The sequence below is a fragment of the Streptomyces sp. Da 82-17 genome, assembly GCF_046098215.1.
Classification (GTDB): domain Bacteria; phylum Actinomycetota; class Actinomycetes; order Streptomycetales; family Streptomycetaceae; genus Streptomyces.
In genome coordinates, this window is the sequence record NZ_JBJURH010000008.1 from 314954 (window position 1) to 329488 (window position 14535).

9 protein-coding genes and 1 pseudogene are annotated in these 14535 nt (G+C 70.7%); 7 read left to right on the top strand and 3 right to left on the bottom strand.

Annotation, left to right across the window (positions count from 1 at the left end; all coding sequences use genetic code 11):
• Positions 1–30 precede the first annotated feature (30 nt).
• The 4 genes and pseudogenes from ACIDOF_RS16930 (at position 31) to ACIDOF_RS16945 (ending at position 6610) form a co-directional block, all read left to right on the top strand.
• Positions 31–699: a hypothetical protein gene (locus ACIDOF_RS16930; RefSeq protein WP_409006697.1), complete on the top strand. Its 669-nt coding sequence runs from the start codon at positions 31–33 to the stop codon at positions 697–699.
• Positions 699–5431 (top strand): annotated as a pseudogene (locus ACIDOF_RS16935) (putative T7SS-secreted protein). The gene ACIDOF_RS16930 and the pseudogene ACIDOF_RS16935 overlap by 1 nt, the downstream one beginning before the upstream one ends.
• A gap of 16 nt (positions 5432–5447) precedes the next feature.
• Entirely contained in the window at positions 5448–5855 is a 408-nt protein-coding gene (locus ACIDOF_RS16940; RefSeq protein WP_409006698.1) for a hypothetical protein, read from the top strand.
• A 440-nt stretch (positions 5856–6295) separates the two neighbouring features.
• Positions 6296–6610 carry a hypothetical protein gene (locus tag ACIDOF_RS16945; RefSeq protein ID WP_409006699.1) on the top strand — a complete coding sequence of 105 codons (315 nt, stop codon included), beginning with the start codon at positions 6296–6298 and terminating at the stop codon, positions 6608–6610.
• A 24-nt stretch (positions 6611–6634) separates the two neighbouring features.
• On the opposite strand, the gene ACIDOF_RS16950 is transcribed toward ACIDOF_RS16945, so the two are convergent.
• The gene (locus ACIDOF_RS16950) at positions 6635–8071 is read right to left on the bottom strand and encodes an FG-GAP repeat protein (RefSeq protein ID WP_409006700.1); all 1437 of its coding nucleotides are present in this window, start codon (positions 8069–8071) and stop codon (positions 6635–6637) included.
• A gap of 196 nt (positions 8072–8267) precedes the next feature.
• On the bottom strand, positions 8268–9113 hold the full coding sequence (locus tag ACIDOF_RS16955; RefSeq protein ID WP_409006701.1) for a helix-turn-helix domain-containing protein: 846 nt from the start codon (positions 9111–9113) through the stop codon (positions 8268–8270).
• Positions 9114–9191: 78 nt separating this feature from the next.
• Here ACIDOF_RS16955 and ACIDOF_RS16960 point away from each other — a divergent pair, with 78 nt between their 5' ends.
• The 3 genes from ACIDOF_RS16960 to ACIDOF_RS16970 are packed head-to-tail and all read left to right on the top strand — an operon-like array spanning position 9192 to position 13462.
• The gene (locus ACIDOF_RS16960) at positions 9192–10004 is read left to right on the top strand and encodes an alpha/beta fold hydrolase (protein ID WP_409006702.1); all 813 of its coding nucleotides are present in this window, start codon (positions 9192–9194) and stop codon (positions 10002–10004) included.
• A 38-nt stretch (positions 10005–10042) separates the two neighbouring features.
• On the top strand, positions 10043–12250 hold the full coding sequence (locus ACIDOF_RS16965) for an acyl-CoA dehydrogenase (protein ID WP_409006703.1): 2208 nt from the start codon (positions 10043–10045) through the stop codon (positions 12248–12250).
• 24 nt (positions 12251–12274) lie between these two features.
• A complete protein-coding gene (locus ACIDOF_RS16970; protein ID WP_409006704.1) occupies positions 12275–13462 on the top strand; it encodes a lipid-transfer protein in 1188 nt (395 codons plus the stop codon).
• Positions 13463–13524: 62 nt separating this feature from the next.
• Here the strand turns inward: ACIDOF_RS16970 and ACIDOF_RS16975 are convergent, their stop codons facing one another.
• Entirely contained in the window at positions 13525–14367 is an 843-nt protein-coding gene (locus ACIDOF_RS16975; protein WP_409006705.1) for a tyrosine-protein phosphatase, read from the bottom strand.
• Between the last annotated feature and the right edge of the window lie 168 nt (positions 14368–14535).

Consider the following 14535-nt stretch of genomic DNA (forward strand, 5'->3'; position numbering starts at 1 on the left):
GCAAGTGCAGTCACGGGGGAGGGCACACACATGGACTGGAAAGAGCTGGAGGTCGACGGGCTCGACCAGATCGAGCGCGGTATCAACGCCGCGCTCGACGAGCTGCGTGAGCTGGGCGGTTCGGTCGGCGACGTGGCGTCAGGGAGGGGCTTCGAGAGCATCTCGTTGACCGGCGTGCAGCTGGGGCACGCCCAACTCACCGCGGCGTTCGAGGAGTTCTGCGAGCGCTGGGAATGGGGCGTACGCGCACTTCTCGCCGAGGGCGACAAATTCGCGCAAGGCGTGGGTCTCGCCGCGGGGGCGTACTACGAGAACGAGCAGTACATCGACGGCACTTTCAAGATCGGCGCCAATGCCCTGATGGGCAACCCGCACGCGACGGAGGAAGAGGTCACCGCCCAGAGCTGGGACGAGGTCTGGAGCAACCACGCCGTGGCCAACCCCGACTTCAGCGCGGAGTCCGCGGAAAAGGCCAAGGCGAACATGGTGCAGGGCTGGAAGGACGCGGGGCGGGACATCGCTACGTCGGACATGGGTCTTGGCGGGCTGGCGAGGGACCAGGCCCTGGAAGGCGCCGGCATCAGCGAGGAGCAGTACGAGAGGTCCCTCGACCAGTACTTCGGCCCATCCCCGGAGGAGCGGGCGAAAGCCGCTGAGCGACAGGCCCTTGAGGACGGACAGCAGGGGGCGCAGGGCTGATGGGCATCGGGGATGCGATCAACGCCGGCCTCGGCAATCTCGAAAGCGGGGTCGGCGCTCTCAAGGAGGGTGCGGGTCAACTCGTCGACGCAGGGACCGACGTGGTCGCCGACGGCCTGGACTACGTGGGCGCCGAGGGCGTGGCGGACGAGGTCGAGGGCTGGGGCGACGGCGTCGCCTCCGACCTCGGCGCGCAAGTGAAGGAGGACCGGCTCGGCACGACCGACGACCCGAAGCAGCTGGTGCACGGCGACCCGGCCGCGATACGGGAGAGCGCCGCACACCTCAAGGACTTCCACGACGCGTTCGAGCGGGTCGGCAACGGAATGCGCGGCCTCGACTCGTCGAGATGGCGGGGCGAAGCGGCGGAGGCCTTCCGGCGTGCGTTCGAGATGCACCCCACGAAGTGGCTGCATGCCGCAGACTCCTGTGGCCGGGCAGCCGAAGCGCTGAACCAGTTCGCGGAGACGGTCACGTGGGCCCAGCGCCAGGCCGAGGACGCCATTGCCCTCTACAAACAGGGCAAGCAGGAGTCCGAGCAGGCGGTCTCCTCGTACAACAAGCGTGTGGACGCGTACAACGCGGCCGTCACGGCCCAGCAGGACCCGGGGCCGAAGCCGGAGCCGTTCGCCGACCCGGGGGTGGCCGCCCAGAAACGGGCCGCCGAGATGCTGGAGGAGGCCCGGCGCCAGCGCGACGACATGGGACGGGTGGCCGCGGCCTCGGTGCACGAGGCACTCGCCCATGCACCAGCCGAGCCGTCTGCCCTGGATCAGGTCGGCATGAGGCTCCAGGACCACGTCGTAGGCAACGCGATGCAGCTGGAGCACTTCGCGGGAGGCGTGCTCAAAGGCGCGGCAGGCATCGTCACCACCGCCCGCGGCCTCATCCCGTTCGACCCGTACAACATCACGCACCCGGCCGCGTACATGCAGAACCTGAGTCTGACGGCCAGTGGTCTCGTGTCGACGGCGGCACATCCGGAGCGCGCGGTGAAGGGAGCGATCGACGCGTTCAAGAAGGACCCGTCCGAGGCGCTGGGGCGTCTTGTGCCCGAGATCATCGGCAGCAAGGGCGCGGGCCTGGCCCGGTCGGCGCTGCGGAACGGCATGAAGACGGGCGCGGATCTGGCAGAGAGCGCAGGTAAGAGGGGCGGCCGGGAGACGGTCGAGGCGGACCCGGCGGACCCTTCGCGTACGGCCGACTCCGTCAAATCGGAGGGCACCGACCCGATCGACCTCGCCACCGGCAAGATGTATCTGCCGCAGACGGACGTCACCCTGCCTGGCGCGCTTCCGCTGGTCTTCAAGCGCCGTGTCGAGTCCGGCTACCACCTGGGCCGGTGGTTCGGTCCGTCCTGGACGAGCACGGTCGACCAACGCCTGGAGATCGATTCCGAGGGCGTCGTACTGGTCGACGAGGACGGCCTGTTGCTCGCCTACCCGCATCCGGCACCCGGCGTCCCGGTCATGCCGAGCCACGGCCCGCGCTGGCCGCTCGACCGAGCGGAGGACGGCGCCGGCTATACGGTCACCGATCCGGAGACCGGCAGGGTCCGGCACTTCGCCGACCGCGGCGAGCACCTCTCTGTCCTGGAGCAGATCGACGACCGCAACGGCAACTGGATCACCTTTTCCTACGACGCCGAGGGCGCACCTACGGAGATCAACCACTGCGGTGGCTACCGACTCCGGCTCACCACCGCCGAGGGCCGAGTCACGGCCCTCCACCTCGCAGGCGCCGCACCCGACGGCACGGACCAGCAACTCCTCGGCTACGGCTACGACGAGGCCGGAAACCTCACCGAAGTCACCAACTCCTCCGGCAGACCGCTGAAGTTCACGTACGACGAGTCGGGCCGAGTCACGTCGTGGACGGACACGAACGACCGCAGCTATACGTACGAATACGACGCGGCCGACCGATGCGTCGCCGAGGGCGGCAGCGAAGGCCACATGGCCCTGCGCCTCGACTACGACATGGTGGACCGGGCGACCGGCCTGCGCGTCACTCGGGCGGTCACGGGGGAAGGCCATGAACGCCGCTACCTGATCAACGATCGGCACCAAGTGGTCGCCGAGATCGACCCGCTGGGTGCGGTGACCCGCTACGAACGCGACCGCTACAACCGCCTGCTGACCCACACGGACCCGCTCGGGCACACCACGTCGTACCGCTACGACGAGAACGGGCACCTGGCGTCGGCAACGCGCGCCGACGGACGCGAGACGCAGGCCGAGTACAACGAACTCGGCCTGCCGACAAGGGTGGTACGTCCGGACGGCACCGTCTGGCACTACACCTACGACGAGTGCGGCAACCGCACAGCGGCGACGGCTCCGACCGGAGCGACCACGCACTACACGTACACGGCCGAAGGCCACCTGGCAGCCGTCACGGACGCTCTGGGTGCGACAACACGGGTACGGTGCGACACGGCGCGGGCCTGCCGGTGGAGATCGTGGACCCGCTGGGGGCAGCGACGCGCTACGACCGCGACGCGTTCGGCCGCCCGCTACGGGTGACCGACCCACTCGGCGCGGTGACGCATCTGGAATGGACCGTCGAGGGCAAGCTCGCACGCCGCACGGCCCCCGATGGCTCGTCGGAGTCCTGGACGTACGACGGCGAGGGCAACTGCACGACGCACACGGACCCGATGGGTGGCGTGACGCGCTTCGAGTACACGCACTTCGACCTGCTCAAGGCCCGCACGGGCCCGGACGGTGTCCGCTACGAGTTCGACCACGATGCAGAACTGCGCCTGACCCGCGTCACCAACCCGCAGGGTTTGACGTGGAGTTACGCATACGATCCTGCCGGCCGCCTCATATCGGAGTCGGATTTCGACGACCGCACGCTGACGTACGCGCACGACGCGAGCGGCAGACTGACCGCTCGGACGAACGGTCTGGGCGAGACGATCACCTTTGAGCGCAACACGCTGGGCCAGATCACGCGGAAGGACGCGGCAGGCCGAGTCACGACCTTCGCGTACGACCTGACGGGCCAACTGGCCGAGGCCCGTGGCCCGGACGCGACCCTTGAGCTCCTCAGGGACCGGAACGGCCGCCTGAAGTACGAGACGGTCAACGGGCGTCGACTGTCGTACGAGTACGACGCATTGGGCCGTCGGGTGGGCCGCACGACTCCTGCGGGGGCGCACAGCCGCTGGTCGTACGACGCGGCGGGCAACCGCACGGAGCTGACGACGTCCGGGCGGACGATCACGTTCGACCACGACGCGGCGGGCCGCGAACTGACGCGCCGTGTGGGCGATGCGCTGTCCCTGTCCAACACGTACGACCCGTTGGGCCGCTTGACCGCGCAGGCGGTGACGGGGCCGGAGGGGGCAGGCACTCCCATCCAGCACAGGTCGTACAGCTACCGAGCCGACGGCCATCTCACCCGCATCGACGACCAGTTGAACGGCACGCGCCACTTCGACCTTGACGCGGTGGGCCGGGTCACGGCGGTCCGTGCGGCGGGCTGGACGGAGACGTACGCGTACGACGAGGCCGGCAACCAGACAGACGCGACCTGGCCGTCCCCGATGCCGGGCAGCCAGGACGCGACGGGACCGCGCACGTATGCGGGCACCCGCATCCGCACGGCGGGCGGCGTCCGCTACGAACACGATGCGCAGGGGCGAGTGGTCCTGCGCCAGAAGACGCGCCTGTCACGGAAACCGGACACGTGGCGCTACGAGTGGGACGCGGAGGACCGCCTGACGTCGGTGGTGACCCCGGACGGGACACGTTGGCGGTACCTGTACGACCCGCTGGGGCGGCGTATTGCGAAACAGCGGTTGGCTTCGGATGGTTCGAGTGCAGTTGTGGAGCAAGTGGACTTCACCTGGGACGCGGAGGTCCTCTGCGAACAGAGAAGCCGCATCTTGGGAATGCCAGAGGAAGTCAGCATCACGTGGGATCACGCAGGTCTCCGTCCACTGACCCAGTCTGAACGCAAGTCATCGATCGATTCGCCAGGCTTCAGCCAAGGAGAGGTCGACAGCCGTTTCTTCTCCATCGTCACGGATTTGGTCGGGACTCCGACCGAGCTGGTTGGTGAGAATGGAACGCTGGCCTGGAGAGCGCGAAACACGCTATGGGGAACAACCGCCTGGGCGCGGGGAGCGTCAGCCTTTACGCCGTTGCGGTTCCCTGGCCAGTATTTCGATTCCGAGTCCGGCCTGCACTACAATTGCTTCCGTACTTACGATCCGGAAACTGCTCGCTATCTGTCTCCAGACCCTTTGGGGCTGGCTCCGGCACCAAACCCCAGCGCGTACGTCGATAACCCGCATCGCCGCGTTGATCCGCTTGGCCTGGCCCCTGACTATCCGGAGAAGCGAGGTCCGTATGATTTCAGAGATCCAAACCCTGAGTATCCGCCGAGCAGCTCAGCGGTTGATGCGATGAGGAACGCGCCTATAGGGGGTAACATTGACTGCTCCGAGATCGCCGAATACATTATGCGCCGGTCCGGCGGAGACGGGAAGATTATAAATTTCACCACCCCTTCGGGCGAGATTGATATCCCCTCAGAGGGTGGGAATCGCGTGACGGGTTACAGGTATCACGACGTCTTCACGGATGGCCGCTACGTCTACGATCCTGAGATGTCGCGGAATCCCATTCCTCTGGGTGACTACAAGAGGTCGCTGCGTCTTATTAATCCAGGTCAGAAGGTGATTACTGGAGACGGGGGATACAGCGGGCCATTGTTTTAAGTGGGAAAGGATTATTGTGTCTGCTCGCGGTGATCGTGTCCGGCGGAATCTGGGAGAGTTCGGGGAGCTCGGCTGGTACAAGTTCGCGCTGCCGGAGCATACGACGTACGGCTATCCGCAGGTTCCGTATGTCTCATGGCGCTACCAAAAGCCTGTGGATGGGCTGGAGGCCCTGCTGCGAGGGATCTTCGATGATGTGCAGACTGACGTCTCGTGGGACTTCGATACCTCGGGCAGGAACTGGCTGTTGGCCCCGAGTCGACTAATGGAAGAGGCGTCGAAGCTTGGCAGGAGAGGGTTCCCTGAGGCACTGGACCGGATCATGGAGGCGGACCCGGACTTCTGTGTCACAGCCAACGCTGATTTGGACCGGATGCTCGATGCTGTGGGAGCCAAAGCTCGGATCATGGGGGCCGGTGGGTGACGGATTCCGAGTGGGTAGGCGGCAAAGTCGCAGTGCCTAAGTGAAGCGTTGATTGTCGCACGCATTCGCCTCGCGCTCGAACTAGGCCGTGGGGCCCTGTGGTATGTGTCGGGGGGACGCTCGTGGCCATTTCTGTAAGGGCATGTTTCGCGGTGTCGCTGACGGTCGTCAGCTGCCTGGAAGTGAGCATGCGCAGGACGTGGAAGGGGTCCACGGAAGCTCACAGAGGGTCAGGATCAGGCGGCTTCAACGGAAGGGCTGGCGTGATGGCGGAGTGAGAGGCGTGGCTGAGAGTGCTGACCTCCTGGCTGATCGGCGCGTCGACGCGAGCTTCGATGGCCACCCATAAACGCCGCGGCCAGTTGCTTCGGACATAGCCGAGACAGAGGTCGGGGCGACCATTATCTCCGCTGAGTTTGAGACGCGAGATGGGGAGCACGATGGAACGGATCCCGGTGGTCCGATTTTGCGGCAGCCCGCAGAAGTATGTGGCCCAGCTCGACGTGACCACGGAGGTCCTCGCGTCCCGCTGGGGCGAGCCCGACATCACCGCCGACGATCTGGGCCCCTGGCTCACGTTCCCCTTCGCGCTGCGGGACGGCACCCTGGCGGCGCTCGTGCGGGAGGTCGAGAACGCCCCGCACCCCGGCTACATCCTCACGGCGATCGGCCGGGGCAGCCCCCGGGACGTGCTGGCGGCGTTCCTCCGCGAGCACGGGCTCGCGGAGGACACGGTGCTGCACGTCTCCGAGTGAGCAGGTGGTGCGGCTCGACCGCGCCTAGCCGCCCAGTACCTCCCCGTACCCCAGCGTGCCGTTCGGGAGGGCGAAGCCGAAGGGGGTCAGGGACTTGCCCTGGGGGTACGTTTCCGTCGTGCTGGTCGGGGCGAACCAGACGCCGCCCGAGCGGGGTTCGCCCGCGTTCTCGCCGGGGGCGCTGATCGCCGTGTCGCGGAGGCCGTCGCGGTTGTGGTCGCCGACCGCCACCTGCGCGCCGAACCGGTCGCCCGCCTCGGCCGTGCCCGGCATGTTCGCGGTGCTCTGGCTGCGGGCCAGGCCGCCGTGGAGGCCGTTGACCGTGCCGTTCAGGGTGACGTACCCGCCCGCGTCGCGGACCGTGCCGACGTCCTCGCCGGGCACGCCGACCACCAGCTCCGGGTGGCCGTCGGCGTTCAGGTCGCCCGCGGCGAGCGCGGCGCCGAAGTCGTCGCCCTCCTCCGCGGCCCCGCCGACCTCGGCGCTGGACTGCGTGACGCACTGGGTCTCCCCGCCGAAGCCGGACGTCTTGGAGCCCTTGAGCAGCAGCACCGCCCCGCCGAGCCGGTCCTCGCAAGGCGTGCCCTCCGCCTCGGGGTTGGGCTGGACGAGGCCGACCGCCAGGTCGTCCGTGCCGTCCGAGTCGAAGTCGGCGGCGGCGAGCGCGCTGCCGCGGTCCGAGCCCGCCCACCACTGCGCGGGCGCGCCCTGGGCGTCCCAGCGGGTGATGAACGTGCCGGAGTCCTCCGTGGCCTGCCAGGTGGCGGCGAGGTCGTCCCGGCCGTCGCCGTCGAAGTCGCCGGTGGTCAGGGCGCGGGTGTTGCCGCCCATGCCGTAGCCGCGCAGCGTGGTGGGCGTGACCGGGTCGGCGGTGAGGGGGCCCGGGCGGAACTTGAGCGCGCCGCCCTCCTCGCCGTTCTCGCCGTACGCGAGGTCGGTGTCGCCGTCGCCGTCGTAGTCGCCGGTGGCGAGGGTGCGGCCGATGCCGCTGAACTCGGAGGTGCCCCGGGCCACGGTCGTGCCCTGGGCGCCGGGGCCCCAGCCGTCGAGGACGGTGATGGTGCCCTCGTCCTTCAGCTGGTCGGCGGTGAGGGACTCGCCGCTCGCGCCGACGACCAGCTCGTGCACGCCGTCCCCGTCCACGTCGACGGGCGCCACGGACGAGCCGAACCGGTCGCCGGCTTCGGGAGTGCCGGGTATGCCGGCGTCGGCCTGGCTGATGACGCCCGTCGACTGGCTCGGGCTCTGCGGGCCGCCGAAGATCACGCTGACGTAGCCGGCCTTCGCCTTGCCGTCGACCGTGGCGTTCGGGATGCCGACCGCGATGTCCGCGTATCCGTCGCCGTTGAAGTCGAACCGCGGCGTCTCCACGGCCGCGGCGCTCCCGGCCAGCGGCAGGGTCAGCCCGGTGGCGGTGAGCGCCGCCACGGCGGCGGTGGCGGCGAGGGTGCGTACGCGCACGAAGGAACTCCCGTAGTCGTAGGGGGAATTGGGCGGCCGGCCCGGGGGTCGGCGTGCCGTTCTGCGGAGGCGTCCGCTCCTGCGGAGCGTGCGCCTCCGGGGGTGTGACTCACGGGGCGTACGAAGGGTTGTGCACAGATGGCCGTGCGATGAACGAGGCCTCCGAGGCGTGCGGGGGGCGAGGCCGTCGGGTCGGCTACCGACCGGCCCACGTCACGTCGTCCACCGCCAGGAACGGCTCCGCCGCCACCGCCCCCGGCGTCGTACCCGTGAAGGACGCCACCTCGCGGTGCAGGTGGGACTGGTCCGTGTAGCCCGTGTCGGCCGCGACCTCGGCCGGGGGGTGGCCCGAGGCCAGCCGGTGGGCGGCGGCGTCGAAGCGGATCAGGCGGGCCGCCTGCTTCGGCGGCAGGCCGATCTGCGCGCGGAAGCGGGTCCACAGGCGGCGCCGGCTCCAGCCGAGTTCGGCCGCGAGCGAGTCCACCCGTACCGCGCCGCCGGACGCGCGGATGCGGGACCACGCCCACGCCACCTGCGGGTCGGCCCGCGTCCCGGACGCCGACCGGCGGCCCAACTCCGCCTCCACCAGGGCGAATCGGGCCTCCCAGGAGTCCGTGGCGGCCAGCCGCTCGCCGAGTCGTGCCGCCGCCCGCTCGCCCCACAGGTCGGCCAGGCGCACCACGGCCCCGTCGAGCTCGGCCGGGCCGGCGCCGAGGACCGCGCCCGCGACCAGCGGGGAGAGCCGCACCTGTACGCAGGCGATGCGCTCGCCCCGTACCCGCCCCGCCCCGAAGCCGAGGCCCGCGACCAGGCTGCCCTGGTGCCGGTGGCCCGCCGTGTCGTCGAGCAGGGGCGGGCGTTCGCCGAAGTCCAGGGCCAGGGTGAGCGCCGGGTGCGGGATCATGCGGTGGCCGGACGGCGCGAGGTTCCGGTCGCGGAAACCGGCCATCGCCACGCCCGCGACCGCGCTCGGCCGCAGGGGGCGCGTGGTGTCCCACATGACGGTGCCGGGCCGTCGCCGCCCGCTGCCGGTGGACCGCATGCCTTCCAGGGTACGGAGCAGGCGCCGCCGGAACATTCGTACAATCCGCCGCCCCCGCCCGTGCGGCACCGTGGCCCCATGGCGACCACCACCACCGACATCCGCGGTCTTCACGTCCGTCGGGACGGTCCCCGCGGCGCTCCCGTCCTGCTGCTCCTCCACGGCTCCGCCGCCTCCACCCGGTCCTGGGACGCGCTGGTCCCGTACCTCACCGGCGCCCATCACGTCGTACGTCTCGACCTGCCCGGGCACGGGGAGTCCGCCGAGCCCGAGGACGGGAAGCACGAGATCTCCGCCCACGGCCGTCGGGCCGCCGCCGTGCTCGACCGGCTCTGCGTCGAGCGGGCCGTCGTCGTCTGGCACTCCACCGGCGGCTACGTCGCCACCGCGCTCGCCGAGCAGCGGCCGGGACTCGTCGACGGGCTCGTGCTCGTCAACTCCGGGCCCCGGATGGAGGCGTTCATCGGCGGCGAGGACATCCCGATCGGGCCCGAGGAGTGGGCGACGCTGACCGACGAGCAGATCCGGCACGCGATGGCGCCCGCCTTCAGCCGCCCCGGCTTCGAGATCCCGCAGGCGATGGTGGACGACGTGCGCGGCATGACGTACGCGTCGTTCGTCGGCATCCAGCAGGCGGCCACCGACCATCTCGTCGAGCGTGCGCTGCCCGAGCGGCTGGTGGCCGTGGGCAAGCCGCTGCTGGTCGTCTTCGGGGAGGACGACCGGCGGTGGCGGTCCGCATCGGCCGCCGAGTACGAGGCGGTACCGGGGGCGCGCGTCGTCCTGCTGCCGGGGCTCGGGCACTCGCCGATCGTGGAGGACCCGGCGCGGACGGCCGTTCCGCTGCTCGACTTCGCCGCGCGCGTCGCGAGCTCTCCGGACTGTTTCTGACCTTCCGTCAGATTGAAACGTGTTCTAGTGTGCCCCGCATGGGGATCGGACGCACCGGAAGCATCGGAATCACGGAAGAGCAACGGGAGTTGGCCGATGCGGTACGCGGCTGGGTGGCCCGCGCCGTACCGCCCGAGGAGACGCGCAAGCTGCTCGACGCGCCGAGCGGGAAAGCGACCCGGCCCGCGTACTGGGACGGCCTCGCCGAGCAGGGCCTGCTCGCACCGCATCTGCCCGAGGAGTACGGGGGAGGCGGCGGCGACCTCGTCGACCTCGCCGTCGTCCTCGAAGAGGCCGCGCGGGGACTGCTCCCCGGCCCGTACCTCGCCAACGCCCTGACCGTCACCGCCCTGCACCGGTCCGGGCAGCGGGAGTTGGCCCGGCAACTGGCCGCTGGGCAGCGGATCGGCGCCGCCGCACCGGGCGCCGGCACGCTGACCGCGGTGGCGGACGGCGACGGGTACCTGCTCGACGGAACCGCGCCGCCCGTGCTCTCCGGCGGCGAGGCCGATCTGCTGCTGCTCGCCGCCGAGTCCGCGGCCGGCCTCGTCTGGGTCGCCGTCGACGCCGAGGCCCTCACCGTGCGCGGGCACGAGAGCGCCGACCCGACCCGGCCCACCGCCGAGGTCACCGCCGCGCAGGCGCACGTGCCCGGCGCGCGCGTCCTGCACGGGCTCGACACCGCGCTCGTACGCGACCTCACCGCCGTCCTGTACGCGGCCGACGCCTGCGGCACCGCCGACCGGGCGCTGCACCTCGCGGCCGAACACGCCAAGGTCCGCGAGCAGTTCGGGCGGCCCATCGGACAGTTCCAGGGCGTCAAGCACCTCTGCGCCGACATGCTCGTCCGCGTCGAGCAGGCCCGCGCCCTCGCCTGGGACGCGGCCCGTGCGGCGGACGAACCCTCCGACGTCCGCGGACTCGTCGCCGCCCTCGCCGCCGCCACCGCCCTCGACGCCGCGCACAGCTGCGCCAAGGACTGCGTCCAGATCCTCGGCGGCATCGGCTTCACCTGGGAGCACGACGCGCACCTCCACCTCCGCCGCGCCCTGGTCGCCCGGCAGTTGCTCGGCGCCGGGGACGGCCACCGCGCGCGTGCCGTGCGGTTCGCCGAGGCCGGGACGCGCAGGGAGCTGCGGCTCGACCTGCCCGCCGAGGCGGACACGTACCGCCGGGGTGCGCGCGAGGCGATCGAGGGGGCGCGCGGGCTCGACCCCAAGGCCGCCCGCCGCGCCCTCGCCCCCACCGGATACGCCGCCCCGCACCTCCCGGCCCCGTACGGGCTCGGCGCCGGGCCCGTCCAACAGCTCGTCGTGCAGGAGGAGTTGAGGGCCGTGGGGGTGAAGGTGAGCGACCTGGGGATCGCCACCTGGGTCGTGCCGTCGCTCCTCGCGTACGGCACGCCGGAGCAGCAGGAGACCCACCTCGGGCCGACGCTGCGCGGGGACGTGCTCTGGTGCCAGCTGTTCTCCGAACCCGAGGCCGGGTCCGACCTCGCGGCGCTGCGCACCCGCGCCGAGCGGCTCGACGACGGGCGCTGGCGGGTCAACGGGCAGAAGGTGTGGACGAGCGCCGCGCAGTGGGCGCACTTCGGGATCCTGCTCGCCCGCACCGACCCGGAGGCGCCCAAGCACAAGGGGCTCACGTACTTCCTCGTCGACATGAAGAACACGCCCGGGATCGACGTACGGCCGCTGAAGGAGATCACCGGCGACTCCCTCTTCAACGAGGTGTACTTCGACGACGTGGTGCTGCCCGCCGACGCCGTCGTGGGCGAGGTGAACGACGGCTGGCGGGTCGCCCGCGACACCCTCGGCAACGAACGCGTCCACATGGCCGACCAGTTGACGTTCGACACCGGCCTCGAAGCGCTCGTCGCCCGCGCCGCGGACCTCGACGGCGCCTGCCGCGTCCGGATCGGCGCACTCGCCGCCGAGGCGCACGCCCTGGCCTGCATCGGGCTGCGGACCACCATGCGGCAGGTCGCCGGGGCCGAGCCGGGGGCCGGGGCGTCCATCAGGAAACTCGTGCAGACCCCGCACCAGCAGAAGGTCGCCGAGCTCGCCCTCGAACTGCTCGGCCCCGCGGGCGCGGTGCGCGAGGGCGCGGGGGAGCGGGCCGTCCACGGATTCCTGATGTCCCGCTGCCTGACCATCGCCGGCGGCACCACCCAGGTCCAGCTGAACGTCGTCGCGGAACGGCTCCTCGGCCTGCCCCGCGATCCCGAGCCGCGCCCCCTCATCTGACCGCACTCCACGGAAGGCTTCGCTGTGAAGACGTACATCGTCGGTGTCGGCATGACCAGGTTCGAGAAGCCCGAGACCCGCGACTGGCAGTACTGGGACATGGCCAGGGAGGCCGGGACCAACGCCCTTGCGGACGCGGGGATTTCGTACGAGCAGGTCGAGCAGGTGCCCGTCGGCTACTGCTTCCAGGCGTCGACGGCCGGGCAGCGCGCCGCGTACGAACTGGGGCTCAGCGGTGTGCCCGTCTACAACGTCAACAACAACTGCGCGACCGCGTCGACGGCCCTGATGATGGCCCGGCAGTTCGTCGCCGGGGGCCTCAACGACTGCGTGCTCGCCCTCGGCTTCGAGAAGATGACGCGCGGGGCGTTGGGGGGCGGCTCTGACGGCGGGGACTTCAAGACCTCGCCCGTCGCGCGGCACTACGGGATCATGGCCGCCCGGCACGGCTTCGAGATGACCCCGCCCACCGCCCAGATCTTCGGCGACGCGGCCCGCGAGCACATGGAGCTGTACGGGACCACGCAGGCCCAGCTCGCGGCGGTCGGCGCGAAGAACCACCGGCACTCGGCGCACAATCCGTACGCCCAGTTCCAGGTCGTGTACTCGGTCGAGGAGGTGCTCGCCGCCAAGACCATCCACCGGCCGCTGACCAAGCTGCAGTGCTCGCCGACCTCGGACGGGGCGGCGGCGGCCGTCGTCGTCTCGGAGCGGTTCGTGGAGCGACACGGCCTGGCGGACCGGGCGGTGGAGATCGTCGCGCAGGCCATGACGACCGACACCGCGGCGTCCTTCGACTCGGGTTCCTGCATCGACGTCGTCGGCAAACCCATGTCGCGGGCCGCGGCCCGGCAGGTGTACGAGGAGTCCGGGCTCGGCATCGAGGACGTCGACGTGATCGAGCTGCACGACTGCTTCTCGATCAACGAACTCCTCACCTACGAGGCGCTCGGCCTGTGCGCTGACGGGGAGTCCGGGAAGCTCGTCGAGTCCGGGGCGACCACGTACGGCGGGCGCTGGGTGGTCAACCCGTCCGGCGGGCTGATCTCGAAGGGGCACCCGCTGGGCGCGACCGGCCTCGCCCAAGTCGCCGAGCTGACCTGGCAGTTGCGGGGCACGGCGGGGGAACGGCAGGTGCCGGACGCGCGGGTGGGGCTCGCGCACAACATCGGGCTCGGCGGGGCCGCCGTGGTGACGCTGCTGCGGAAGTGAGGGGGCGGGCCCGGTGACGTGGACGGTGCCACCGGGCCCGGTGCGGGGGCGGGTGCGTCGCGTCAGCCGCGGAGGGCGCTCTTCAGCCGGTCGATGTCGGCGTCCGTGAGCTTCAGGCCCTCGTGCAGATACGCGTCGAAGGAGCCGTACTTCTTGTTCATCTCGTCGAAGGCCGCCGCGAGGTACTGCGGGCGGACGTCCAGGATCGGCTTGAGGGCCTCCTGCTGGTCGGCGGGGAGCGGGGCCAGGATCTTGGCGTTGTCCTCGGCCAGGCGGTCGTTGCTCGCGAGGTAGTCGCGCTCCACCGCGTCCTTGGACACACCGGCGGCGAGCAGCAGGATCGCGCTGCCCCAGCCGGTACGGTCCTTGCCCGCGGTGCAGTGGTATACGAGAGCGTTTCCGTCGCCGGACTTCGCGGCCTCCAGGAACAGCTTGCGGTAGGCGGCGTTCGCGGAGTCCTTGCGGATGAAGTCGCGGTACGTCTCGATCATCCAGGCCTCGGCGGCGTCCGCGGAGGCCGGCGGCTCGGAGGTCACGGGCGTCACCAGCACGTCGGCGACCTCGTACCGCACGCCCTCCGGCAGCCGGTCGGGCTCCTGGGTGCGCTCGGAGAGGGTGCGCAGGTCGACGTCGGTTCTCACGCCGAGTTCGGTCAGCTTCCGCAGGTCGGCGTCGGAGAGCTTGTTCAGCTTGTTGGAGCGGTACAGGACCCCTGAGTTGATGCCGGGAACCTCGCCGGACAGGTCACGGAAGTTGGACGCGCCGTCGAGGCGGGCGGAGTCCGCGCCGGCCTCCTGGCCGGCCTGGGCCGTGGCGGGGGCGAGGGCCGGGGCGGCGGTGGCGGGAGCGGCGGCGCCGAGGGCGACGGCACCGGCGAGAGCGAGGGAGAGAAGGCGCTTGTTCATGCCGTCGAGGCTGCGGAGACCGGCGGAACGGAACGTGAACACCGAACAACCGGAGGACCCTCTTCCGCTTTACTTTCCCCCGCCATGTATACCAAGCGGCCCCGAGTGGCAACCGAAGAAGCCCCGAGCGGGAACCCGAAGAAGCCCTGGCGGGAGCCGAAGAAGCCC

Bases quoted from the DNA above. Each gene is read 5' to 3' on its own strand.
- ACIDOF_RS16930 (WP_409006697.1), top strand. From the start codon at position 31: ATGGACTGGAAAGAGCTGGAGGTCGACGGGCTCGACCAGATCGAGCGC.
- ACIDOF_RS16955 (WP_409006701.1), bottom strand. From the start codon at position 9,113: ATGCGGTCCACCGGCAGCGGGCGGCGACGGCCCGGCACCGTCATGTGG.
- ACIDOF_RS16960 (WP_409006702.1), top strand. From the start codon at position 9,192: ATGGCGACCACCACCACCGACATCCGCGGTCTTCACGTCCGTCGGGAC.
- ACIDOF_RS16945 (WP_409006699.1), top strand. From the start codon at position 6,296: ATGGAACGGATCCCGGTGGTCCGATTTTGCGGCAGCCCGCAGAAGTAT.
- ACIDOF_RS16975 (WP_409006705.1), bottom strand. From the start codon at position 14,367: ATGAACAAGCGCCTTCTCTCCCTCGCTCTCGCCGGTGCCGTCGCCCTC.
- ACIDOF_RS16965 (WP_409006703.1), top strand. From the start codon at position 10,043: ATGGGGATCGGACGCACCGGAAGCATCGGAATCACGGAAGAGCAACGG.